Below are 23,830 nucleotides of genomic sequence, written 5' to 3'. Positions count from 1 at the left end.
AGACGCATGGGAGAAATGCTGCTGGAAGCGGTCGATATTTATAAATCCTATTCAGGGGTCAGCGTACTCCGGAATGTTCAACTTCATATCAGGCGCGGGGAAGTTCATGCCCTCATGGGGGAGAACGGAGCTGGAAAGTCGACGCTGATGAAAATTTTGACCGGGGTCGTCAAACAGGATTCAGGTCAGGTGAGGTATAAAGGACAGCCTCTGCGAATTCAACATCCGAAGGAAATCCAGCGTCTGGGCATTGGTATCGTGTATCAGGAATTCAATCTCCTTCCGGATCTGACTGTCGCACAAAATATTTTTATCGGAAGAGAACCCGGCGCCAGACTGCGGGGATTCATAAGCGAGCGTCAGTTGAATGAGGATGCCGCAAAAATTTTGCAGCAGCTAAAGCTGAAGATCAATCCGCGAATGAAAGTGTCCGAGCTCAGCGTAGCGGAGCAGCAAATGGTAGAAATCGCAAAAACGCTGTCATACAACTGTGAGCTATTAATTCTGGATGAACCAACGGCGGCTTTGACCGAATCTGAAATCGACACGCTTTTTGACGTCATTCACGATCTCAAGGCCCAAGGGGTGGCAATCATCTACATCTCGCACCGCATGAATGAGCTGAAGCGGATTGTAGATCGCGTGACGGTACTAAGGGACGGCCAATACATTTCCGAGCATCTGTTTCAAGATACGACAGTGGATAAGCTGATCCAGGAAATGGTCGGCCGCGAGCTTACTTCCAAGTTCCCTGGCAAACCGGATTACTCCCGGGGCAAGAAGACGTTGGAGGTTAAGAATGTTTCCACCAAGCAGCTGTTAAGGAACATCAGCTTTGAGGCCTATGAAGGAGAAATACTCGGCATTGCGGGTTTGATGGGTGCCGGAAGGACGGAGCTTGCTCGGGCAATATTCGGTGCGGACCGTATGGTAACGGGCGAGATTTGGATTCAAGGCAAGAAGGTTGCCATCCAAACCCCCGCAGAGGGAATCCGCCACGGGATTGGTTATATTACGGAAGACCGTAAAAAGGACGGGCTGATGCTCTCCATCAATATTAAGGATAACATCATGATCAGCAACTATGACAAATATTCAACCGCCGGATGGGTTAAAGAAAATGAAGCCAAGCGGGTCACGGATCACTATATCACACGACTTGGCATCAAAGCCGTAAACCGGAATCAGGAGGTCGGCAATCTCAGTGGAGGCAACCAGCAGAAGGTTGTTCTTGCCAAATGGCTATGTCGCCATACAAACATACTCATCTTTGATGAACCGACCAGAGGAATTGACGTTGGGGCAAAATATGAAGTGTATGAGCTCATGTACGAGCTGGTGTTAAACGGTGTAACGGTCATTATGATCTCCTCCGAGCTGCCTGAAATTCTGGGTATGAGCGACCGGATTCTGGTCATGGCAGAAGGGCGAATAACCGCCGATCTGTCAGCGGAGGATGCCGATCAGGAGAAGATCACTCATTATGCGATGAATCAATGAGAGGAGCGGTCATGTTGCTGGAAAACATCATGAAGAGAAAATCCGAACTCCCCGATTCCGGAGCAAAGCCAACCGGGAATCGTTCGGTAAACTTTCAAAAGTTAGGGGCATTCCTGGGACTCATTTTGCTGGGACTATTTTTCTCGTTTGCAAGCAGCAGTTTTCTACAGGTAAACAATCTATTAAACATCGCGCTGCAAACGTCTATCGTAGCGATAGTGGCAATCGGACAAACGTACGTCATTATTAAGGGCGGCATAGACCTGTCCGTTGGTTCGATCGCAGCGCTCTCAGGCGTTATTGCCGCGCAGATGATGACCTCAGGGAGTCCGATCTGGATAGCCGTTATTGTCGGTATAGTGGGCGGTATCGTCTGCGGACTATTAAATGGAGCGATCATTTCCTATGGGAATATTCCTCCCTTTATCGCCACGCTGGGGATGATGGGGATTGCTAGAGGAGCCGTGCTCGTGATCACTGACGGCACACCGGTATCCGGATTGCCGCGATCATATGGCGTGCTGGGCGGGGGAACCGTGTTCGGCATCCCGATGCCGGTCATATTGATGGTCATTATCTCCATCATTATGGCGGTAATCTTGTCCAGAAGCCGCTTCGGACGCAGTGTATATGCCATCGGAAGCAATGAGAAAGCGGCCTTTTTATCCGGAATAAACGTCAATAAAACAAAGCTTGGCGTGTATGCGCTGAGCGGTATGTTAGCGGGGATAGCTGGTATCATCCTCACATCACGGCTGATCTCGGCGGCGCCTACGGCAGGACAAAACTATGAGCTCGATGCGATTGCGGCGGCCGTTATCGGCGGCGCGAGCTTATCCGGCGGAGTAGGGACGATTGTAGGAACGCTGATTGGAGCCTTCATTATGGGGATCCTTCGCAATGGTCTCAATCTGCTGGGGGTTTCCTACTATTGGCAGCAAATTGCAATCGGTATCGTCATCGTCGGTGCTGTCTATATCGATACGTTGAGGCAAAAAGCAAAGTAATCTTGACCAGGATGCACTTGCAAGGCTGACCCTGTGTCTAGCGGCAGTTCATTATAAACGTATATCGAGGGAGAGGTTAACGTGAGGAATAAGCTGGGTATGACTTTCATGTTATTGATGCTTGTCGGGTTGGTATTGGCTGGTTGTGGAGCAAACGGAAATGCTGGGAATGGAAATGAAGCTGCGGCAGGCGGGAATAATGCAGCAGCTGATGAGAGCGGCGGCGTGATTGGCGTCATTCCAAAATCTACGCTCTACGATTATTGGAAATCGGTCCGAGTAGGTGCTGAACAAGCCGCTGAAGAAGCGGGTTACACCATTGTGTTTCAAGGTACGGCCAAGGACACCGATGTAGAAGGCCAAGTTAAAATCATCGAAGACTTTATCACCCAAGGCGTTAAGGCGATTGTTATTTCTCCGACCAATGCGGATGCGATGGTCCCGGCTCTGGAAAAGGCGGATGCGGCAGGCATCACGGTCATTATTATCGATGGCGATCTAAACTCGGATATTCCACACTCATTCGTCAGCACGGATAATGTGGCGGCATCGGCCATGGCAGCGGAAAAAATGAACGAGCTGATCGGCGGAGAAGGCAAGATTGCTGTTGTAAGTGAAGTAGCGGGATCCATTCAAGGGGCTGCGCGAGAAAAAGGCTTCATCGATACAATGAATTCCTTTGGCGGGTATTCACTGCTTAATACATTCTACAGTGAAGGCGACCGGAACCTGGCATTCAACATTACACAGGACATCTTTACCTCGAATCCGGACATTAAGGGGATATTCGCAACCAACGAAGGCGCTTCGATTGGTGTATCCTTGGGCGTTGAAGCATCCGGCAAAAAGGACGATGTTGCGGTAATCGGCTATGACAGCTCCGAAGATCTGCTCAAAGCCATTCGCGACGGCGTCATTGACGGTACCATTTCACAGGATCCTGCAGCGATCGGATATATGGGCGTGGAGAATGCGATCAAGGTCATCAATGGCGAGGAAGTCGAGAAGAAGACGGATGTGCCAGCCGTATACGTGGATAATAGCAACATCGATGATGAGGATATCCAAAAAATTCTTTATCCTTTGGGAAAACAATAGGAGGAAATAAAGCATGGCGCAACGCATCATTGATCTAACACTTACGATAACCGATAATATGCCGGTACAAAGCGCATTCCAGAGCAATGTTTATGTCAGGCTCGCAACACATGAAAGCACATTGAAGATGGGTTCGGGAACACCGGAGGATCCGCACACCTCCGCTTGGAACTATATCGGCATGATCGAACATATTGGAACTCATGTGGATGCCTTTTACCATATGAATCCGAATGGGCAGACGATCGACCAGATGCCGCTTGAGATGTTTTTTGGCAAGGCTGTGTGCTTTGATATGACCCATATTCCCGATCTGGGGGAAATTCAAGTCGCGGATCTGGAAGAGGCGGAACGCAAGACTGGCATTACGGTCGATGGGCATATCGTGCTTCTGAATACGGGTCTTCATAATCGTCATTTTCCGAATCCGATCATTTTTGATGTGAATCCGGGGTTATCGGTGGAGGCTACGCATTGGCTTGCTGATCGGGGTTCGAAGCTTCACGGAGTGGAGGGACCTTCAACAGATATTATGAGCACGAATCTGTTTCCGAGCCACCGTGTTTGCCGGGACAGGGGCATTACCCACTACGAATGGCTGGTCAATCTGGATCAGCTCGTCGGCAAGGGAGAATTTACGTTCTATGGCGTTCCTCTTTTGCTGCATGAAGGAACCGGGTCGCCTGTCCGCGCATTTGCGATTGTGGAGGAATGAGCCGATCTTAAGCGAACCGGGCCGATATATCAGGGCCCGGTTCGCTGTTTGAATCGCTACTTTTATGTGAGGGGAAGGACGTTTATGAAAGTTTTGCTAACAGGCGGGACTGGATTTGTCGGGCTCAATATCGCCGAGGCATTGCTGGAGGAAGGTATCGATATCGTGATGTATGCGACTTCACCGCCGCGTCCTGAGGCGTTGACTGAGCTGCAGAAAAAGAAGGGACATCTTCATTTTTTTGAAGGGAACGTACTGGATAAGGCCGGACTTGATGCTGCGTTCTCAACGTTTGGTATCAATGCGGTCATTCATGGCGCAGCTATCACACCGGATGAACTGCGGGAGGCGAGCGAAGGAGCGTTGGTCCTGCAGGTAAACTGTGTCGGAACGATAGAAGTGCTGGAGGCCGCCCGCAGACATGCCGTTCATAAATTCATTTACTTGAGCTCCATTGCAGCGTACGGCTCAGCGACTAAAACCGCTGAGCTGCTGCAGGAAGAGACGACGGTAATGGAACCGGTTAATCTCTATGAAATTACGAAGTTTGCGGCAGAGCGGATCGCCCTTCGTTATCGGGAGCTAACGGGGATGAATGTGATCGCCGCCAGACTCGGCGACATCTTCGGGCCTTGGGAACATAAGACAGGAGTACGGGACGTCATGAGCGCTCCATTCCAGACGACTCGATTGGCGATGCTTGGACAGGAAGCGCTGCTTCCGCGAAGCGGGTTCAAGCACTGGGTTTACAGCAGGGATGTAGCTGCGTCGGTTGTCTCGCTGTTGAAGGCGGAAAGATTAAACCATCCGATCTATAACGTTAGCTCGCCTTACGCATGGTCTGTGGAGGATTGGTGCGCACTGCTTGCAGGAAAATATCCGGATTTTCGTTACCGCATTCAGACATCACCGGACCTGGCGAATGTACGCCTGTTTGATGATAACGCACCGATGGAAATAACGCGCCTTACGGAAGATACCGGCTATGAGGCCCAATTCGATCTGTACAAATCTTTCGCTGACTATAAAGCTTGGTTGGAAAAGCATGGCGCCTTGCTGAGCGAATAGCCAGTAGGGCATGAATTCTGTTAATAGGAAGGGGAGCGCTTCGGATGCGTGAATTTGCTTTTAAGAGCGCGTTGGAATTAAGAAATGGGCTACTGAAAAAAGAGTTTTCTGCCGTGGAAGTTGTTAGCGCATCGATTGAGGCCATGGAAAGGACCGAGCCTGTTCTGAACGCGTTTGTCACACGAACTCCTGAGCTGGCCCTTGAGGCAGCAAGAGCATGTGATATGGCGCAAGCTAATAATGAACCATTGGGTCCGCTTCACGGGCTGCCGATATCGATCAAGGATTTGATTCCGGTCGGCGGAGTCAGACACACCTCCGGTTCACTCATTACGAAGGATAATATAGCGGAGTTCGATGCCCCTGTGGTAGAACGGCTGAGAAAGGCAGGCGCCTGTATTATCGGCAAGACGACAACTTCCGAATTCGGATGCAAAGCCGTAGGAGACAGCCCATTGACCGGTATCACCCGCAATCCATGGAACACCGGCAAAACGACGGGAGGTTCAAGCGCAGGAGCGGCAGCTTCCGTGGCTGCCGGAGTCACCCCATTTGCGATTGGGACCGATGGCGGTGGTTCTGCGCGTATTCCAGCTTCATTCTGCGGGATCTTTGGATTCAAGGGGCAGTTCGGAAGGGCGCCTGTATATCCGACAGCAGCGACACCAACCTTGGCACATATCGGTCCGATGGCTCGAACAGTTAGAGATGCTGCGCTGCTCATGGGGGCGATTGCAGGCTTTGATGGCCGTGATCCTGGCAGTGTGTCCGCACCGATCCCGGATTTTCTGGCGGCCTGCGATGTACCGGTCGCGGGCATGCGGATCGCTTGGAGTCCAACGTTAGGGTATGGGCGCACCTTGCCGGAAGTAGCTGAGATTACGGAAGCTGCTGCCAAAGCTTTTCAAGCCTTGGGATGCCAAGTAGAACAGGTGGACGATATTTTCGATAAAGACCCTGTCGAATTGATGCAGGCGGAATACTATGCGGGCGTGGGTACCAGGCTCAATAATTATCTTGTGAATTCGCGTGAGCGGTTTGATCCTGCCGTAGCGGGCTCCCTTGATCATGCGATGGAGCAGCGGATCGATGATTATTACAATAAAGTATTTGCCAGATATGCATTGAGGGAGAGACTCCGGCGCTTTTTCGAGCAATATGATCTAATCCTCTGTCCTACGCTGCCGGTAGCGGCATTCGATACAGGATTGAACCATCCGCCTGAATTGCCTGAACGCGATATGGTCTCATGGGTTTCCTATACTTATCCTTTCAATCTGACCGGTCAGCCTGCTGCTTCGATTCCTTGCGGATTTACTAAAGAAGGCCTGCCTGTCGGCCTGCAAATCGTAGGACGGACAAACTGTGAAACCGATGTGTTCCGCGCCGCCTCGGCCTTTGAAGCGATTCAGCCTTGGTCGCAGCACCAGCCGCAGCTTCCGTCTATATAATATAAAAAGTAATATAAATAGCCTGTCAGACTGGGATTTGTCCCCTGTTGCCTGGACAGGCTATTTATGCATGGAATCAAAGTATAGTTCTGAGTATCGTTAGCACCGAATGGAACCGTGCGGCAGAACGGCATGAACGCCGCATACCCCGTTTACGATTTGCGTGATGCGCAAATCGACGGTATAGCTGCATAGAGCGAGTGCTTCTTTGCGGTGAAATCCGAATACCTCCTGCAGCAAATCGACCATTCCATTTAATGCCGTATATGTCGCTTCTTTTAAATCCTCATGGAACCCGAAGGTCAACCAGCCGGCTGGCGTATTCGCTCTCGGCATGGCAAGCTTCATATCAGGGAGAAGGGTGAACGTTAGATCGACCTTATCCATCGGACATTCGATCGCGGTCGAACCAACCTCGCCGTCGCCTTGTGCGGCATGTCCATCCCCGACAGAGAACAGCCCGCCCTTGACGGCAATCGGCAGATACAAAGTCGTGCCGGGAACTAATTCTTTGCAATCCATGTTTCCTCCACAGAACCGGGGTGGATGCGTGGAGTGGAGCCCGGGCTCATCCGGCGGCATCCCGAGCACGCCCATGAAAGGCTGCATTCGTACGGAATGTCCCAGATGACTGGTCGCGAGCATGCGCTCATTGTTGAGCTCCCAGCTTAAATAATAAGGTTCTCCTTCGCTTACGCCAAGCCGCAGGTCATGCTCTGTCTGTCTGCCCCCAACACGGCTCCAGCCCCAAGAGGCGGGCCGGTTCTCATTGATTCGGACAGCCAGCGTCATTCCCGGCATCGCCCCTTCAATGGCAATAGGCCCGCACATCGCATGGCCGGCATCGCGGATCGGATCGCGGAGCTCGAATTCTGGGCCGTGTCCTGGATTGGGAGCAGGCTTTAGTTCCTTCAGCCAATCGCCGTCCAGGGTGGAATAGCTCACGGAGTCGCCGGACTGGATGGTAAGAATGGGCTCATTATCACGGGAAAAAGAGCCGTGAAGAGTACCGCTTTGGGGCAGAATCGTATGCTTCGTCATAGAAGTTCCTCCTTTGTTATAGTGAAGGGTGACTTACAAATTGGTGTGTCTGTTAAACGCTTCGGAGTGGGCGACTTGAAGCTCGGAAGCATATCGCAGGCAAATGGCATCGAACACAATATGGCAGCATTGGTCAAAGAGTGAGCCGAGCGGTTGCACCGATTTCGACTCATGCTCTTTTCTATAACGGGTCGCTGCTTCCACATGCAATATTTCATTCGCAGTTTGTGCCAGAGGCGACTCGGCATTGGCCGTAACCGCCCATACTTCTGCCTTTGCTTCAATGGATTTCTTGGCTGCTGAGAGGACGGCAGCAGATGTGCCCGATCCCGATACGGCGATCAGGACATCACCTTCTTTAATAGAAGGAGTGATGGTTTCTCCCACGACAAAAACGCTCACGCCCAAATGGTGAAGCCGCATTGCAAACGACTTGGCCATGAAGCCGGAGCGGCCTTCTCCGACCAGGAACACCGTCCTGCCGCTTTGCAGCATGGAGATCAGCTTCAGTGCCGCCTCGGGCTGTACCTTCTGCAAAACCGATTGAATTTCACTGAGTATATGGTCAAACTCTTTCATCTCTTGCCACCTCCAATTTTAGGAATGCGAATGAACGGATTGGTATAAAGCTTTTGCTGCTGCGAGCGGATCAACTGCTTGGGTAATGCCTGTTCCGACGATAACAACATCGGGCCTTAATGTTTGCAGCAGGGGAAGGGAATCGGAAGTGATGCCTCCTGCCACCGCCAATTTTGGTCCGCCTGATGATAAGAATGGTGTGTATGCTTCAATGGAATGTTCAAAGCTGCCATGACCGCCCTGTTCCTGCTGGTCTTTGCTTATGTGGATGCAGACAGCGGTATGAGGAGAATCAAACAGGAATGGCAGCTGCTTGGAAGGGGCATTCAATAAATCAATCATGCACAGCCGCTCCCTCTCGGCGGCAATCCTTTTGCAGGTTTCGATCGTCACTAGCGGGGCTGCTCCGATCACGGTTGCCGCATCTGCGCCATAGTCGAAGCATAAGCTGAATTCGTAAGCGGCATTGTCAAAGGTTTTGATGTCCGCGACGATGAATTTGTCAGGAAAAGCTTGGCGGAACTGCCGCAGGCTTTCCATCCCAAACTCCTTTATCAGGGAAGTGCCGACTTCTAACCAATCGACGTAAGGCCGGACAATCTCCGCAATCGCGATGGCCTCGTGGATGGTCATTCTGTCGAGTGCCAGCTGAAGTTTCATTGTTGAGCGCTCCTCTCGCTATTCATAAATTCCAGCAGCTGCTGCATAGCAGGCAGTCCGTCTGAATCACCGGTTGACGTAACCGCGAGCGCGCCCATCGCATTTCCGCGTCTGACCGCCTCCATCAAGCTTAGGCCAGACAGCAGTCCGCTGATGAAGCCGGCGGCAAAGGCGTCTCCAGCGCCTACTGTATCCAATACTTGTGCGATTTTAAATCCGGGTACTGTACAGGCTTCCTCCCGCGTGCGGCAATAAGCGCCTTCAGGTCCCAGCTTGATGCATACGCCTTTGGCGCCTTGATCGAGATAAAAAGCGGCAATATCAGAAGGAGCTGTAAAGCCCGTCAAGAAAGTGCCTTCCGAAAGACCAGGAAGCACCCAGTCAGCCTGCGCGGCAAGGCGGTTTATGCCTTTTTTCATCGCTTCCTCGCCAGGCCATAAGGTCGGACGAAGATTAGGGTCGAACGTGATCGGTATACCGGCCGCTCCAGCTTGTTTCATTATGGATTCCGCCATATGATAACAAGAATCGGAGAGAGCCGGAGCGATGCCGGTCAGATGGATGTGCCTTGCTCCTAAATAGTAGGAGGCATCGAAATCATCGATACTCATCGTGCTGGCAGCAGAAAATCTTCGGAAATATTGCACCTGAGGATCGCCACCTGATACAGCTTTAGCTTTCAATTGAAAGCCCGTTGAACGATCGTCCTGAATAAGAACCGCCTGCATATTGACCTGCTCGCTGTTCAGTACACTGGAAATGTATTTTCCCAGCGGATCCCGGCCCAGCTTGCTCATCCATCCGACCTTAAACCCGAGCCGGGACAGCCCTACGGCAACATTCGCTTCGGCTCCCGCCATTTTTCGTGAAAAATGCTCGATTTGGTGCAGCTCCCCGGGCTCATCAGCGACAAACATAACCATTGCTTCTCCGAATGTGACAACATCAAAATGGGGATTCATAAGGATTCTCCTTTTGTATTTTTTTATGGAACCGATTAACGGTATCGGTTCCATAATATTGTAAAAGCAACGCCGATATCCATATAATGCTATCGGCGAGTAGGTTGTTGTTGAATAAAACTATTTTGCAATTGTCGATCTTCTAATAAGCAGAGAAGCGGGAAGCTCCATTGTCTGAGGCGGCGACGTGTCGCCGTTGATTCTTTTGAGCATCTGTTCCATAGCTGCGGCTCCAATATCAAAGGTAGGCTGTGATATGGTTGTGATGCCTGGGTCAACGTATGGCGCCCATTCCGGATCGTCAAATCCAATTAGCGATACGTCATCGGGTATCTGTAAATTTCTTTGTTTGAGCGCGCCGACTAACTTGAGCAGGACAACGGCATTGCCTGCAAAAACAGCACGATATTGTCCGGTCGACGATTCAAGATAACGATCCAAGCTGCTCTCTAAGGCATTGGTGTCCTTCATATCTACTTCGAAAAAATCGTCGGCGCTCGCATGCCCGCGCTCGCGAAGGATCGAACGGAATACCTCCGCACGTTCGTAACGGGGGCTTGTGATCCCGATCATTTCACTGAAAAAGGCGATCCGTTCGTAACCGCATGCCAGCAAATGGGTTAAGGCTTCACCTGTCGCTTTCCGATTGTCGGTTCCGACCATGTCGAAGTCGAGCTCGGGAACTTTGCGGTCTACGAGCACAATCGGCATATCGTCCTTGGACATTTCTTGCAAAATGGAATTGTTGTATCCCGTCGTGTTGATCAGGAGACCATCGATCCGGTGGGTCTGGAGAAGATCGAAATACCGTCGTTCCTTTTCCGGATCCTTGTCCGTATTGCAAACGAGCAGGTTATAGCCATGTTTCTCGCACACCTCTTCAGCCCCGCGCATGATGCTTGTCGCGTAAGGATTCGTAATGTCCGCAACGACGAAGCCGATCAAATAGCTTCGGTCCTGCTTCAATCCCCGCGCCATACGGTTGGGCCGATAGTTAAGCTCGGCAATGGTTTCTTCAATCCGCTTCAGGGTGCTGGCCGATATCGAATCAAACTGTTTGCTTAAAAATCGGGATATGGTTGTTTTGGAGACACCAGCCGCACGCGCTACATCAGCAATCGTTGCTCGTGATTTTGGATTTTTTGGTTGTAAATCTTCATTCATTTCAATCAACCTTTACAGAAAGGAGTAGGTTTAAGAATGGTTAGTGGAACCGATACCATTCCAATGTAAGGTAATTTTAAAGTTTTGTCAATGCTGTGTCGAGCACAGCGTTAGAAATAGTAACATTTGCTTATATACAAGTTTCTGTTAAAGCTTAGTGTTGTTTTCTATTGTTAAACTCCCTCGGGACAATAGAGCAATAGCGCAATTGCAACTTATAACGGATGGGAAACGTATCTTACAATGGTGAGTTTAATTTTTACAGAGCAGTAGAAAGAAGGTAAAGGTATGAAGATTAAAAAACGATTTTTCATTCTGTTCCTTGTGTCGTTCTCTTTGACGGTATTCATTATACTAGTTTGGATAGGTTTTAATTGGTTGAAAAATATAACTGAGCCATTCCAAAGCTTTTCCGTGACAATAAATAATAACTCAGACTATAACATCGAATCAGTAGAGGTAGGCATTATAAAAGGGACTTCAAAAGATATCTATACCGAGCCTATTAAGAGCGGAGAAACCGTGAAAATCAAGCCTAAACTAAGTTTAAACGGAGAAGGGGCAATCTATATAAAATATATCGATTCAAGAGGAGGCACCAGAGAAAAAACGGTATGCGGGTATACAGAATATCTGTCCGGATATTCAAAGGTGACAATTAGTAATGTTAAAGCAACTGTCGAAGAGAAGTGTATGTAAGTTTAAGCGTGGCAATAATTGCAGTCATTTCAACGGACTTGTACCAATGTTTATGAACGAGACAAAGGCTGTCCCAAAAGGGATCTTCAATGAGATATTGGAAGCTTGTGCTTCGGTAATGACGTAGCTTTGTTCCGCGAGGAACGGAAGAACGGCCGTAAATACCGTTTCGAGGACGTCCTTCATGCGCTCTGACCGAGTGGTAGCGATCTCGACAGCCGCCGGGATAAGCTGGAGTGAAGATCTTCATAGGTAGGCGATTAACGGCATCATTGATGACGCGGACGAGATGGTTTTCGGGGATATCTTCCTGCAAGTCCATGTGCAAATTAAGCGGGTCCATGGTATATTCGATGTACAAAAGAAGCCTCTCTTTGTTAATGTTTGGTCGTACTTGCATTTTAACAAGGGAAGGCTCCTTTTTTGTTTGTTTTTATGAAAGAAACGGTTACGCCTAAACGAAGCAGATCGAATGATTCTGGAGAAGCGTCAGCGATCGGAAGAACATTCGACTGCGCAGTGAATGCGTTACAACCAAAGCTTCTAAGAGAAAGGTGCTATCCCATCGTCATCATCGATGACTTGATGGGACAGCACCTTCTTTTTTCATAAATGCTTTAGATATTGGAGGCGGTCATCTGGATTATTGGGATATTAATAACCAGTCAAGCTATCCCGTCAAAGGCCAGTGATAGCCGCCTCTGCATGTATTATCGGCGCTTCACAATAAGATCAAAGGTTTTAACCTCGCTGCTGCCATTACTCACGATGATTGCGGTCATCTTCACTTGTGCATCCGTGCTTGTGGAAGCAGGACGATTGACGGTTTTGCCGTCATTTGAAATCACGCTCGGCGAATCGGAGATCCATAGAATCGTAGAGCCATGAATACCGAGCGTTGGCAATGTAATGGTGCCGGTTACCCGTGAGGCCGTATCCCCTCCCGAGAAGCCGATCGCTAAGACTTGCTTGTCGGCAGCTACCTTCTGAGCATCTGTAAGCTGCGCTTTCAACGTAACGGTAAACGTCTTCGTTTCGCTATGGCCGCCATTTTGGATAATCGCCGTTAGTATGACCTGCGCATCGCCAGAGGCGGCAGGTGGACGGCTGACAATCGCGCCTTCATTCGAGATATAGCCGGGATGACTGGAGAACCAAGTAATGGTGGAGCCATTCGCGCCGGTTTTGCGGAGCGTTATCGGACCGATAACACTGGATGCTGTATCGCTGCCGCTAAAAGTGAGCGTCAGGGCATCCCGGTCGGCGATTGCTCTTTGAACGTTGGATAGCTGCTGCTTGACTGTCACGGTGAACAGCTTGCTGTCCGTAACCCCCTGATTGGTTATAATGGCAGTCATAACTACCGCTGCATCATTGGCACCTGAGGCAGGGAGGATGACGGTTTTGCCGTCATGCGAGATGACGGATGTATTGCTGGAGAACCAAGTAATCGTAGAGCCGTTCACGCCTTTAGCAGGCAAACGGAGCGGACTGGTAACATTGGCGGCCGTATCGTTACCGCTGAAGGTGATTTGAAGCGCCGCTTTGTCGGCTGCGACGATCTGCTGGGCATTCATCTGCTGCTTTTTCACCGTAAGGATGAATTTTTTCTTTGTCACCGCTTTGTTGTATTTGACGGTTGCCGTTAACGTAACGTTGACATCACGCTGAGCAGGGCGGTTTAAGGTCTTGCCGTCGCTTGACAGGATCGAAGGATGGCTTGAGGACCAGGTGATCGTAGAGCCCCGCTTGCCTTTAGCGGGCAGTGCATCAAGCGGCTGTGTCACACTTTTGCGATGGTCATTGCCGCCAAAATCAATGCTCAGCTGCTTTCTGTCGGCGGCTGCAATTTTCGCATCGCCTTTCTTCCCGCGTTCTTTCTTATCATCATCGTCGTCATCATAATCATCATCATCGTCATCATAATCATCGTCATCGTCATCATCATCATCATGATATCTTTGCTCTTTCCATTTCCAATTGTACTTTTGTGATTCCTTTTCCTTCTTGTCATCGAGTTCCTTATGTGCGTATGTGGCAGTCGGCAAGGCGATAGATGAAATCAAAAGCGCTGCTGTTAGGGTGACTAGCGATTTTTTCATGTTCCATCCTCCATCACTCAGATAATTAACAAAATATTCCTCACATTACAACAGTTCGGCAGGGAATGGAAATTTGAGGGAGTCGGGAGATTTAATTTTTTTAATCATTTCAACTTGCAATCCCTCTGTTTTTTAATCAAAAAAGTCTGTTTTTTGAATTCTATAATTGGAATGGTTGCCTAATAATAGACTTCATGTCCACCTGTTAAGCAGTCAAATAGTTGGACCGAGTTTGTGTAGAGGAAGTCATTCTCTATTTTGCAAGCGCTTTAAAAAATGAGGGGAGGAGGTAAAACATCAACTAGAACTGCTTACATCAGCCAATGAAAAATTATTTCATTTTTCAAGGAGGTTATACGTAATGTTGAAAAGGAAGAAAAGTCATGTTCTCGTTTCCAAGCTCTTAACGGCAGTGCTCATCATGACCCTTATTATGCCCGTGAACTTCTCTACGCCAGCCGCTGCTGCTGACACGATCCTTATCTCGGATGACTTTAGCAGTTATAGTGCAGGGCCATTAACGATCGGAAGCGGGAATAGCTGGGCGAGGGAAGGAACGGCTCCGATCGTGAATATTGTCCAAGACGCGGAGGCGGGCGGTGCCCATGCGGAAATAAGTCATGATGGAACCGGCTCGTCCTATTTCGGACAGCGGTTTGCGGCACAAAACGGAGGACTGATCCTTGAATTTGATGTGAATCTTCCGACAAATAAAGGCGGGACCTTCTGGGTGATGGACGGGAGGATCAATGCTACCTCTGCAGGCATTTTGCGTTATCAAATGGATAACGGCGTGATCAAGCGGCACGGAGGGACGGAACAAATCAACTATGATCCATCCCATTGGTATCGATTTAAAATTATATTCAATATCCCGCAAAGAAAGTATACGGTTAACATTCTCAATCTGAACGACGGCAGCACGGTGACCTGGCCGGCGGCCTTTTACAGCGACAGGGCGCGTATCAGCAGCTTCGGATTTTTCGTTAATGCGGGCGGGGGGAAATTCAATCTGGCCAATGTACGTTTAACCGCGCTGGATCTGGCGTTGAATGATCTGAAACTCAGCAGTGATAATGCGGGCTTTACTCCGTCCATGATTCCGCCGTTCGATCCGAAGGTGGAGAATTACACGGTTGATGTGCCTCATTCTGTGGACAGTCTGTTTGTTACCCCGGAGGCAAGCAATCCGGATGGCGTACAGGTTAAGGTGGGCGATGAGACGGCTGCCAGCGGGACTTCGATTCCGGTCGCCGTATCAGGCATGTCTACTGACATCGGGGTTACGGTCGCTTCCTCTGTTTATACGGATGTTTACAGGACCTACAGGATTCAGGTTAACAAGCTTGAAAAATCCCCAAATCTAAACTTTGTTACATCAGAAGCAAGAAATGAAAAGGTGCTTATCGGTTGGGAAGAGACCGTAGATCCTTCATATATGCAGGCGAATATTTATATGCAGAATCCGGATCAGTCGCTCAACCTGGTGGACAGTGTACCGAAAGGCAAATATAGATCCTCCATTACGGGACTGACAAATGGGACGACATACACGTTTATTGTTAAGGGATTGTACGATGATATGACGGAATCATCCGGTGTGACGGTCAGTGCGACGCCTGCGTATCAGCCGTCAAGGCAGATGGAGAGCCTGAATCGCGGGATGGTTGCGATAAAAGAGGGCGGCGGCGTCTATGTGGGATGGCGGATGTTCGGCACCGATCCGGAGAGTATCGCTTTCAATCTGTACCGCGACGGGGTCAAAGTCAACGCTGAACCTATTACAGGCAGCACCAATTATCTGGATGCTGACGGTACTTCAGAGTCGTCTTACTATGTCCGTCCGATTATCGGGGAAATCGAGCAGCGCCGATCCGAGACGGTAAAGGTATGGGATATGAACTATCTGGAGGTTCCGCTCCAAAAGCCTGCGGACGGTGTCTCTATGACCGGGGAATCTTATACCTATCGTGCAAATGATGCCAGTGCCGGCGATCTGGATGGCGATGGCGAATACGAAATCATCTTGAAATGGGATCCCAGCAATTCAAAAGATAATTCGCAAAGCGGCTACACCGGAAATACGTACATCGACGCCTATAAGCAGGACGGGACATTGATGTGGAGGATCAATCTGGGCAGAAATATCCGTTCAGGCGCCCATTATACACAATTTATGGTTTATGATCTGGACGGGGACGGAAAGGCCGAGTTCGCCTTCAAGACTGCGGATGGCACGATTGATGGCAAAGGTAATGTAATTGGCGATCCGAATGCGGATTATCGCAACAGCGGCGGTTATGTGCTGGCCGGTCCGGAATATTTTACGGTCTTTGAAGGCGCGACCGGTAAGGCGCTTGCCACCGACTCGTATGAACCGCCAAGAGGCAATGTAGGGGATTGGGGAGACACTTACGGAAACCGCGTAGACCGTTTCCTCGCCGGGGTGGCCTATTTGGACGGTGAAAGGCCAAGTGTCGTCATGCAGCGCGGATACTACACACGTATGGTATTGGTCGCTTATAACTGGAGAGACGGCCAACTTACTAAGCAGTGGACGTTTGATTCGAACACACCTGGCAATGAATCCTATTACGGGCAGGGCAATCATCAGCTAAGCATAGCCGATGTTGATGGGGACGGCAGGGATGAGATCATTACCGGACCTGCGGCGATCGATGATAATGGGCAGGGTCTGTGGAACAGCCGCCTTGGTCATGGCGATGCGATGCATCTGGGCGACCTGGACCCTGACAGGCTCGGGCTGGAGCTGTATGCCGTACAGGAAGATACGAATGCCCGATATTCAGCATCGGTGAAGGACGCGAAGACCGGCAGAGTACTGTGGGGCCAGCCTCAGATCGGCATCGACGTTGGACGCGGACTGTCGGCGGATATCGATCCGCGGTACAAGGGAAATGAAGTCTGGTCAATCAGCGGCGCATGGAACAGCTCGACCGGCGGACTGTACAGCGCGCAAGGGGAGAAAATCTCTACCAGCATCCCTACGTCTAACTTTGCAATCTGGTGGGACGGCGATTTAAGCCGCGAGCTTCTCGATCATGATTGGCTCGGCGATCCGCTGCGCGTGGGAATTCCAAAGATCGATAAGTGGGATTATGAGAATAATCAACTGGTGAATATTGAGAGGTTTACCGGAACCTACTCCAACAATGATACGAAAGGTAATCCTTCTTTGCAGGCGGATCTATTCGGGGACTGGAGGGAAGAGGTTATTGTCAGGACAGAAGATAGCAGCGCTTTGCGCATCTATTCGACCACTGACCTTACCGATCACCGGATTTATACGCTGATGCATGATCCGGTCTACAGGCTTGGTATTGCATGGCAGAATACGGCTTACAATCAACCGCCGCACACAAGCTTCTATTTGGGCAATGATATGGAGGCACCGCCGAAGCCTAATATCCGCACGACCCCTGTTCTTGCTTCCGGCATAGCGGTGTCAAGTGCGGCGAATGTAACAGTGGCCGGGGAGCAATTGCAATTCGATGCCGTATTCACGCCGGCTGCGGCGACGGATCAATCCGTCACTTGGTCTGTTGTTAACGAAGACGGAACGACAGCGTCTGTGGCGGCGATTGATCATAACGGACTTCTGACCGCTTATGCTGCAGGTAAAGTAATCGTTACGGCAATGGCAGGAGACGGTTCAGGCGTTACGGGCGAAGCCCATGTTACGATCAAAGCGGCATATGTATCTCCGGGTAAAGTCACGCAAGCCGTAAAGGCCGATGCGGACGGGAGAGCGCTGGCCAGCGTAGCCGCTGAGGATCTTCGGCACGCAATCGATACGGCTTCCGGAAGGACGCTGACGATTGAGATCCTGCCGCCGGCAGAAGCGATCGGCGTGCAGGTATCGCTGCCGGCACAGGAGTTGAAGGCTGCGGAGAAAAAGCGGATAAGAACGATCGAAGTTCAGTTGGGGCCGGCGTCATACACGATGGATTTGGATACCATAGAGGAAGCGGTCGGCAAACAATCCTCCAAGGTTGAATGGGGCGTGAGTATCGTGGAACCTTCTACGCTTTCAGCGAAGGAGAAAAAACAGGTCGGCTCGAGCAAGGTGTATGATTTTGACTTTACAATAGACGGTAAGAAAGTCAAAGACCTCGATGATGATGTAAAAGTAGAGGTGGATTATACATTAAAACCAGATGAGAACGCCAAGAAGATCATCATTTATTATGTAGATGACAAAGGAAAGCTTAAGACGGTGAAGAATGGCAAGTATAATGCTTCGACGGGTAAGGCAGAGTTTGAGCTCGAAAACTTTTAGGGTTTGAGCAGCGGGAGTACCACCAGAAATAACTAGTTATATACGGCAGCGGAAACCACATCGCAGGATGTGGTTTTTCGTTTTTTTCTGAAGCGGATTACGACTCTCCCCTCAATAGGAACAATTCTCCCAAAAGAAAATTTCTCCCAAATGGAAACTCCATTTCCCGGTTCTAAAATTATAATGTTATATAACAGATAAAAAATTTAAAAACAGTATTGCACAGTTTGGGGTGTTCGTTATATAATACAAACAAGAAATCAAACATGTTATATAACAGATTGAGGAACAACGAAAGAAGGGAGATGATCGTATGGACTGTCCGACTTGTCAAGGCAATGGTGAACTTGAATGCCCAAGATGCGACAGCATGGCAGGAAACATGCAGGCGGGAGAATGTCCGAGCTGCGACGGGTTGGAATATACGCCCTGCAGCCGGTGCTCCGGAACCGGGTACCTCGAGCAGTATGCATAACAAACATTTTGAATCGATGGGGGAATGAACGTCATGATGATGCGAACAGGGAATAGCGAAATCCGGCAAATGCAAGAAAACTGGCAGACACGGCGGTATGAAGGCGTTGTTCGTCCATACACAGCAGAAGATGTTATCCGTCTAAGAGGTTCTTTGAAAGTGGAGCATACGCTGGCGCAGCGGGGAGCGGAGCGGCTGTGGAGCCTGCTCCACTCCGAGGATTACATCCATGCACTTGGCGCCTTAACCGGTAACCAGGCCGTTCAGCAGGTAAAAGCCGGACTGAAGGCGATTTACTTAAGCGGCTGGCAGGTCGCCGCGGATGCGAACCTATCGGGCCATATGTATCCGGACCAAAGCTTATACCCGGCCAACAGCGTTCCGCAAGTGGTAAAGCGAATCAATCAGGCGCTGCAGCGCGCGGATCAGATCCAGCATGCTGAAGGCAGCGGAGAGATCGATTTCTATGCCCCAATCGTAGCCGATGCGGAAGCTGGATTTGGCGGACCGCTCAACGTCTTTGAATTAATGAAATCGATGATCGAAGCGGGAGCATCGGGCGTGCATTTCGAGGATCAGCTGTCCTCCGAGAAAAAATGCGGCCATCTGGGAGGAAAGGTGCTTTTGCCAACGCAGCAAGCGGTACGGAATTTGGTCGCTGCAAGGCTGGCCGCGGATGTTATGGGCGTTGATACAGTCCTGATCGCTAGGACGGATGCCAATGCCGCCAGACTGTTGACCAGCGATATTGATGAGAATGACCGTCCGTTCTTAACGGGGGAGCGTTCTCCGGAAGGCTTCTTCTATGTCAACGAGGGACTCGATCAAGCGATTTCCCGCGGTCTTGCCTATGCGCCATATGCAGATTTGATCTGGTGTGAAACATCCGAGCCGAATATCGAGGAAGCCAGGCGGTTTGCAGAAGCCATTCATGCGAAATATCCAGGCAAGCTGCTTGCCTACAACTGCTCACCTTCCTTCAATTGGAAAAAGAAACTAAGCGATGCGGAGATCGCAAGCTTCCAGCAGAAGCTGGGTGAAATGGGATACAAGTTCCAATTCGTAACGCTTGCCGGGTTCCATGCTTTGAATCACAGCATGTTTACATTGGCCAGAGGGTACAGGGATCGCGGCATGGCAGCGTATTCGGAGCTGCAGCAGGCAGAATTCGCGATGGAGACGCAAGGATATGAAGCGACCCGCCATCAACGGGAAGTAGGAACGGGATATTTTGACGAGGTAACGCAAGTCATCTCGGGCGGAACTTCGACGACAACTGCTTTGGCCGGCTCCACAGAAAAGGAACAGTTCGCCCACTGACCGTTGAAATCTTGAAGGAAGGAGAGGATCGAGAATATGGCGAATCGGATGATGGTATCAGGTTTGGAAATTACCGGGGAAATGACGGAGAGCGCCTATCACGACATTTTAACGCCAGACGCATTGGGATTCATCATGAAGCTGGAGAGGACTTTTGGCGCAAGGCGCAGGGAGCTTCTGGCGGAGAGAGAGAAGGCTCAACAAAAAATCGATAGCGGCCAGCTTCCGGATTTTCCGACGGAAACATCAAGCATTCGTAATAGTGAATGGACGGTGAGCAGGGTGCCGGACGACTTGCAGGATCGCAGAGTGGAAATTACGGGACCTGCAGGCGATCGGAAAATGGTCATTAACGCGTTTAATTCCGGCGCAAAAGTATACATGTCGGACTTCGAGGACGCGAATTCCCCGACATGGTCCAATACGATCGAAGGCCAGATAAACCTGCGGGATGCCGTCATAGGGACGATCTCCTACATGAATCCGGATGGCAGAACGTACGCGCTGGGCAAGACGGCAGCGGTACTTAAGGTTCGCCCGCGCGGCTGGCATATGGAGGAGAAGCATGTGTTGGTGGACGGTTCTCCGATATCAGCGGGGTTGTTCGATTTCGGTTTGTTTTTCTTCCATAATGCAGAGGTTTTGCGGCAAAAAGGCAGCGGCCCTTATTTCTATCTTCCGAAGATCGAAAGTTATCTGGAGGCGCGGTTGTGGGACGATGTATTCGTATTCGCGCAGAATGAACTGGGCATTCCGCAAGGCACAATTAAAGTCACTGTTCTTATTGAAACAATAATAGCCGCTTTCCAGATGGATGAGATTCTCTATGAGCTGCGGAATCATATCGCCGGACTGAACTGCGGCCGCTGGGATTATATCTTCAGCTTCATCAAAAAGCTGCGCAATCAGCCGCATGTCATTCTGCCGGACCGCAGCCTGGTTACGATGGCATCACCGTTTATGACGGCATACTCCTTGCTGGCGATCAAAACCTGCCACAGGCGAAAAGCGCACTGCATCGGCGGCATGGCCGCGCAAATCCCGGTCAAGCATGATGCGGCAGCCAATGAAGCGGCGATGGATAAGGTACGGGCGGATAAGCTGCGGGAGGTCCGCAATGGCCATGACGGCACTTGGGTCGCCCATCCCGCACTCGTTCCCGTCGCGATGGATGTGTTTGATACCCATATGAAAACGCCCAATCAAGTTGAACGGCAGCGGGATGATGTGTTTATCACGGCTGCGGATCTGCTGGAGATCCCGCAAGGGCCGATTACTGAAGCCGGCGTAAGGATGAATGTGTCGGTAGGCGTTCAATATTTGGAGGCTTGGCTTCGCGGCTTCGGTGCAGTTCCGATCAACAACCTGATGGAGGACGTGGCGACGGCGGAGATATCAAGAGCCCAGCTGTGGCAGTGGATTCATCATCCCAAGGGGATGCTTGAGGATGGGCGCAAGGTGACGAGCGAGCTGTTCGATACAATTCTGCAGGAGGAATTGGCAAAGCTGAAGCAGCAGCTTGGTGAAAGCCGTTACGGTGAACAAAAATTTGAGCTCGCAGCCCGTTTATTTCGAGAGATGACAGTGTCCGATTCTTTCGAGGAGTTTCTGACGAAGCCCGGTTACGAACATGTAACGTAGAAGAGGCGGGCTTCCCTCTCTTCTGCATAAATAAGGAGGCTGAATGACATGTTAAAAAATGCTATGAGCGTGAATGCACAAGAGATGAAACGTTATGATGGGTCATCTGAAGGTGGCGAGGCACAGGCGTCAGCTTTGGCTGACAGAGGCAGCGACGCAGTGTGTCCCAGCTTTTCGGAAACGGTGTTCTACCCGATGTCACCCGTTTTTCTGGAGATGTATTATACCCATGTCGTAAACTGACGGTTTCGTCTTATTAGATGCCCAATCAAAAATTTAAAAGGAGCTGGTAATAATGTCAATTTCAATGTCAACGGATTCCCTGCGTACCCACCCGGGCGGAAAACAGCAGACGTGCTTCGTATGTGAGCAAACCATGGCTGTAAGCGATAAGAAGGAGCTGTTGTGCACGACATGTTCTGAAACGTCCGTTTTTCCGGTCTCGCATTATTATATGATGAGATATTATTACGATCTGAATGATTAAAAGGCTGATTTTGATGTCCGATGCTTTCCTTATGGCCTGTTTCTTTCATGAACAGGATATGAGGAAAGCTTTTTTGTGTTTATTCACAGTTTTCTTTCCTCCGCTGTTGGATTAAACTAGATGTAACAGATGATAACAGTTTGGAGTGGTGGACGGGCATGGATTCTCAAGAGTTTACAACAAAGCACGAACAAATCATCCGTTATATTGAAGATCTGGATATCGGTACGCGAATCTCCGTCCGCAAAATCGCGCAGGCGCTGGAGGTCAGCGAAGGCACGGCCTACCGGGCGATCAAGGATGCCGAAAATCGGGGAATCGTCAGCACCAAGGAACGGACGGGTACGGTTCGAATCGAGAAAAAACAGCGGCAGCATATCGACAAGCTTACCTTCGAGGAAATTGCCAACCTGGTTGATGGAGAAGTGCTGGGCGGCGAAGCCGGATTACATAAAACATTGAATAAATTCGTGATCGGCGCGATGCAGTTGGAAGCGATGATTCGTTATATCGAGCCGGGCAATCTGCTCATTGTCGGCAACCGGAACAAAGCGCATGAAAGTGCGTTGACGTTAGGAGCCGGCGTGCTCATTACCGGAGGTTTCGAAGCAACCCCGGAGGTGAAGAAATTGGCAGACGAGCTGGAGCTTCCGATCATCCGGTGCAGCTACGATACCTTTACGGTCGCCACGTTGATAAACCGGGCGATCTATGACCGGATGATCAAAAAACAGATTATTTTGGTGGGCGATATCGTTCGGGATGATATTCCCGCAGTTACATTGAGAGGTTATCAAACGGTAGAGGATTTTATGAATTGCGTGGAAGAGACGAATCACAACCGGTTTCCTGTTGTCGATGACGCCAACCGGCCGATCGGCATGATTACGACGAAGGATGTGATCGGAGCAGCGGCCGATCTGAAGATCGATAAGCTGATGACGCGCAATCCATTGACGGTAACCGCCCAGACTTCCATAGCGACCGCAGGTCATATGATGGTCTGGGAAGGGATCGAGCTGCTGCCGGTTATTGACGATAAACGCAAGCTGATTGGCGTGATCAGCCGCAAAGACGTGTTAAAGGCAATGCAGGAGATTCAAGTGCAGCCTCAGAATGGGGAAACCTTCGAGGATCAGATCGGTTCTTCCTTCGAGGAAGCGCGTGATGACCAAGGAAAGCTGTATTTCCGCACGCAGATTACGGCGCAGATGAGCAATCAGGTTGGCAACTTGTCTGAAGGCATACTATCCAGCATGATCGCCCAGGTCGCCAATCGGACAGTGAAGGATTTGAGAAAAGGAGATCTGCTAATCGACAGCTCATCCGCTTATTATCTTGCTCCGATTGAGATTGACAGCGTTGTGGATCTGGTGCCGACGGTGATTGAGTCAAGCCGCAGATTCTGCAAAATCGAGGTCGAGGTATTTTCCGGCGGGAAACGGGTCGTCAAGTCGATGGTGACCGCACGGCTGTTCGATCCGTCCTGATGAACGGCGTTGAAGCACAATCTTCAGAAAATTACGGACCGGTTTGTCATGGAGTAATGAAAAGAGATTAC

The 23,830-nt window shown here is 50.2% G+C and carries 20 protein-coding genes and 1 pseudogene; 14 read left to right on the top strand and 7 right to left on the bottom strand.

All coding sequences use genetic code 11. The annotated features are described in order from the left end of the window. The first annotated feature begins 6 nt into the window (after window positions 1-6). The 6 genes from IEW11_RS10610 to IEW11_RS10585 all read left to right on the top strand — a co-directional run bounded on the left by IEW11_RS10610 (window position 7) and on the right by IEW11_RS10585 (window position 6,839). Window positions 7-1,500 (top strand): sugar ABC transporter ATP-binding protein, encoded by a 1,494-nt coding sequence (locus IEW11_RS10610; protein WP_188531052.1) that lies wholly within the window; start codon window positions 7-9, stop codon window positions 1,498-1,500. Window positions 1,501-1,511: 11 nt separating this feature from the next. Beyond that, window positions 1,512-2,507 (top strand): ABC transporter permease, encoded by a 996-nt coding sequence (locus IEW11_RS10605; protein ID WP_229725146.1) that lies wholly within the window; start codon window positions 1,512-1,514, stop codon window positions 2,505-2,507. 81 nt (window positions 2,508-2,588) lie between these two features. Continuing rightward, complete coding sequence (locus IEW11_RS10600) at window positions 2,589-3,605, top strand: substrate-binding domain-containing protein (RefSeq protein WP_188531051.1); 1,017 nt, start codon at window positions 2,589-2,591, stop codon at window positions 3,603-3,605. 13 nt (window positions 3,606-3,618) lie between these two features. Further along, window positions 3,619-4,320 (top strand): cyclase family protein, encoded by a 702-nt coding sequence (locus tag IEW11_RS10595; protein ID WP_188531050.1) that lies wholly within the window; start codon window positions 3,619-3,621, stop codon window positions 4,318-4,320. A gap of 84 nt (window positions 4,321-4,404) precedes the next feature. Then, window positions 4,405-5,388 (top strand): NAD-dependent epimerase/dehydratase family protein, encoded by a 984-nt coding sequence (locus tag IEW11_RS10590; protein WP_188531049.1) that lies wholly within the window; start codon window positions 4,405-4,407, stop codon window positions 5,386-5,388. Window positions 5,389-5,432: 44 nt separating this feature from the next. Continuing rightward, entirely contained in the window at window positions 5,433-6,839 is a 1,407-nt protein-coding gene (locus IEW11_RS10585; RefSeq protein ID WP_188531048.1) for an amidase, read from the top strand. 99 nt (window positions 6,840-6,938) lie between these two features. On the opposite strand, the gene IEW11_RS10580 is transcribed toward IEW11_RS10585, so the two are convergent. The 5 genes from IEW11_RS10580 to IEW11_RS10560 form a co-directional block, all read right to left on the bottom strand. After that, on the bottom strand, window positions 6,939-7,880 hold the full coding sequence (locus IEW11_RS10580; protein WP_188531047.1) for an acetamidase/formamidase family protein: 942 nt from the start codon (window positions 7,878-7,880) through the stop codon (window positions 6,939-6,941). 33 nt (window positions 7,881-7,913) lie between these two features. Beyond that, on the bottom strand, window positions 7,914-8,459 hold the full coding sequence (gene hxlB / locus IEW11_RS10575; RefSeq protein WP_188531046.1) for a 6-phospho-3-hexuloisomerase: 546 nt from the start codon (window positions 8,457-8,459) through the stop codon (window positions 7,914-7,916). Window positions 8,460-8,477: 18 nt separating this feature from the next. After that, complete coding sequence (locus tag IEW11_RS10570) at window positions 8,478-9,119, bottom strand: orotidine 5'-phosphate decarboxylase / HUMPS family protein (protein WP_188531045.1); 642 nt, start codon at window positions 9,117-9,119, stop codon at window positions 8,478-8,480. After that, window positions 9,116-10,081, bottom strand: coding sequence for a sugar kinase (locus IEW11_RS10565; RefSeq protein WP_188531044.1), 966 nt, complete (start codon window positions 10,079-10,081; stop codon window positions 9,116-9,118). Before IEW11_RS10565 ends, IEW11_RS10570 begins: the two co-directional genes overlap by 4 nt. A gap of 120 nt (window positions 10,082-10,201) precedes the next feature. Then, window positions 10,202-11,245 (bottom strand): LacI family DNA-binding transcriptional regulator, encoded by a 1,044-nt coding sequence (locus tag IEW11_RS10560; protein ID WP_188531043.1) that lies wholly within the window; start codon window positions 11,243-11,245, stop codon window positions 10,202-10,204. A gap of 288 nt (window positions 11,246-11,533) precedes the next feature. On the opposite strand from IEW11_RS10560, the gene IEW11_RS10555 reads away from it, so the two are divergent. Next, window positions 11,534-11,944, top strand: coding sequence for a hypothetical protein (locus IEW11_RS10555; RefSeq protein ID WP_188531042.1), 411 nt, complete (start codon window positions 11,534-11,536; stop codon window positions 11,942-11,944). Between the two features lie 111 nt (window positions 11,945-12,055). Here the strand turns inward: IEW11_RS10555 and IEW11_RS25445 are convergent. Continuing rightward, window positions 12,056-12,305 (bottom strand): annotated as a pseudogene (locus IEW11_RS25445) (IS1182 family transposase); the annotation flags it as partial. A 349-nt stretch (window positions 12,306-12,654) separates the two neighbouring features. Next, entirely contained in the window at window positions 12,655-14,046 is a 1,392-nt protein-coding gene (locus tag IEW11_RS10550) for an immunoglobulin-like domain-containing protein (RefSeq protein ID WP_188531041.1), read from the bottom strand. Between the two features lie 361 nt (window positions 14,047-14,407). Between IEW11_RS10550 and IEW11_RS25220 the strand changes: the two genes are divergently transcribed. The 7 genes from IEW11_RS25220 to IEW11_RS10520 all read left to right on the top strand — a co-directional run bounded on the left by IEW11_RS25220 (window position 14,408) and on the right by IEW11_RS10520 (window position 23,759). After that, the gene (locus IEW11_RS25220; RefSeq protein WP_188531040.1) at window positions 14,408-18,346 is read left to right on the top strand and encodes a rhamnogalacturonan lyase family protein; all 3,939 of its coding nucleotides are present in this window, start codon (window positions 14,408-14,410) and stop codon (window positions 18,344-18,346) included. A gap of 305 nt (window positions 18,347-18,651) precedes the next feature. Further along, on the top strand, window positions 18,652-18,849 hold the full coding sequence (locus IEW11_RS24865; RefSeq protein WP_229725144.1) for a hypothetical protein: 198 nt from the start codon (window positions 18,652-18,654) through the stop codon (window positions 18,847-18,849). A gap of 8 nt (window positions 18,850-18,857) precedes the next feature. Further along, complete coding sequence (gene aceA / locus IEW11_RS10540; RefSeq protein WP_188531177.1) at window positions 18,858-20,141, top strand: isocitrate lyase; 1,284 nt, start codon at window positions 18,858-18,860, stop codon at window positions 20,139-20,141. A 36-nt stretch (window positions 20,142-20,177) separates the two neighbouring features. Then, window positions 20,178-21,782, top strand: coding sequence for a malate synthase A (gene aceB / locus IEW11_RS10535; RefSeq protein ID WP_188531039.1), 1,605 nt, complete (start codon window positions 20,178-20,180; stop codon window positions 21,780-21,782). Window positions 21,783-21,830: 48 nt separating this feature from the next. Next, window positions 21,831-22,025 (top strand): hypothetical protein, encoded by a 195-nt coding sequence (locus IEW11_RS10530; RefSeq protein ID WP_188531038.1) that lies wholly within the window; start codon window positions 21,831-21,833, stop codon window positions 22,023-22,025. A gap of 52 nt (window positions 22,026-22,077) precedes the next feature. Next, a complete protein-coding gene (locus IEW11_RS10525) occupies window positions 22,078-22,269 on the top strand; it encodes a hypothetical protein (protein ID WP_188531037.1) in 192 nt (63 codons plus the stop codon). A 158-nt stretch (window positions 22,270-22,427) separates the two neighbouring features. Further along, window positions 22,428-23,759: a DRTGG domain-containing protein gene (locus IEW11_RS10520; protein WP_188531036.1), complete on the top strand. Its 1,332-nt coding sequence runs from the start codon at window positions 22,428-22,430 to the stop codon at window positions 23,757-23,759. Window positions 23,760-23,830 lie beyond the last annotated feature (71 nt).

This window comes from Paenibacillus abyssi (assembly GCF_014640295.1).
Classification (GTDB): Bacteria; Bacillota; Bacilli; order Paenibacillales; family Paenibacillaceae; genus Paenibacillus_D; species Paenibacillus_D abyssi.
This window is presented reverse-complemented; position numbering and strand designations above follow the sequence as displayed.

What these genes read in the sequence shown, in the direction of transcription:
- IEW11_RS10610 (WP_188531052.1), top strand. Translation starts at nt 7, where the DNA reads ATGGGAGAAATGCTGCTGGAAGCGGTCGATATTTATAAATCCTATTCA.
- IEW11_RS10605 (WP_229725146.1), top strand. Translation starts at nt 1,512, where the DNA reads ATGTTGCTGGAAAACATCATGAAGAGAAAATCCGAACTCCCCGATTCC.
- IEW11_RS10595 (WP_188531050.1), top strand. Translation starts at nt 3,619, where the DNA reads ATGGCGCAACGCATCATTGATCTAACACTTACGATAACCGATAATATG.
- IEW11_RS10590 (WP_188531049.1), top strand. Translation starts at nt 4,405, where the DNA reads ATGAAAGTTTTGCTAACAGGCGGGACTGGATTTGTCGGGCTCAATATC.
- IEW11_RS10585 (WP_188531048.1), top strand. Translation starts at nt 5,433, where the DNA reads ATGCGTGAATTTGCTTTTAAGAGCGCGTTGGAATTAAGAAATGGGCTA.
- IEW11_RS10580 (WP_188531047.1), bottom strand. Translation starts at nt 7,880, where the DNA reads ATGACGAAGCATACGATTCTGCCCCAAAGCGGTACTCTTCACGGCTCT.
- hxlB (WP_188531046.1), bottom strand. Translation starts at nt 8,459, where the DNA reads ATGAAAGAGTTTGACCATATACTCAGTGAAATTCAATCGGTTTTGCAG.
- IEW11_RS10570 (WP_188531045.1), bottom strand. Translation starts at nt 9,119, where the DNA reads ATGAAACTTCAGCTGGCACTCGACAGAATGACCATCCACGAGGCCATC.
- IEW11_RS10565 (WP_188531044.1), bottom strand. Translation starts at nt 10,081, where the DNA reads ATGAATCCCCATTTTGATGTTGTCACATTCGGAGAAGCAATGGTTATG.
- IEW11_RS10560 (WP_188531043.1), bottom strand. Translation starts at nt 11,245, where the DNA reads ATGAATGAAGATTTACAACCAAAAAATCCAAAATCACGAGCAACGATT.
- IEW11_RS10555 (WP_188531042.1), top strand. Translation starts at nt 11,534, where the DNA reads ATGAAGATTAAAAAACGATTTTTCATTCTGTTCCTTGTGTCGTTCTCT.
- IEW11_RS10550 (WP_188531041.1), bottom strand. Translation starts at nt 14,046, where the DNA reads ATGAAAAAATCGCTAGTCACCCTAACAGCAGCGCTTTTGATTTCATCT.
- IEW11_RS25220 (WP_188531040.1), top strand. Translation starts at nt 14,408, where the DNA reads ATGTTGAAAAGGAAGAAAAGTCATGTTCTCGTTTCCAAGCTCTTAACG.
- IEW11_RS24865 (WP_229725144.1), top strand. Translation starts at nt 18,652, where the DNA reads ATGATCGTATGGACTGTCCGACTTGTCAAGGCAATGGTGAACTTGAAT.
- aceA (WP_188531177.1), top strand. Translation starts at nt 18,858, where the DNA reads ATGATGCGAACAGGGAATAGCGAAATCCGGCAAATGCAAGAAAACTGG.
- aceB (WP_188531039.1), top strand. Translation starts at nt 20,178, where the DNA reads ATGGCGAATCGGATGATGGTATCAGGTTTGGAAATTACCGGGGAAATG.
- IEW11_RS10530 (WP_188531038.1), top strand. Translation starts at nt 21,831, where the DNA reads ATGTTAAAAAATGCTATGAGCGTGAATGCACAAGAGATGAAACGTTAT.
- IEW11_RS10525 (WP_188531037.1), top strand. Translation starts at nt 22,078, where the DNA reads ATGTCAATTTCAATGTCAACGGATTCCCTGCGTACCCACCCGGGCGGA.
- IEW11_RS10520 (WP_188531036.1), top strand. Translation starts at nt 22,428, where the DNA reads ATGGATTCTCAAGAGTTTACAACAAAGCACGAACAAATCATCCGTTAT.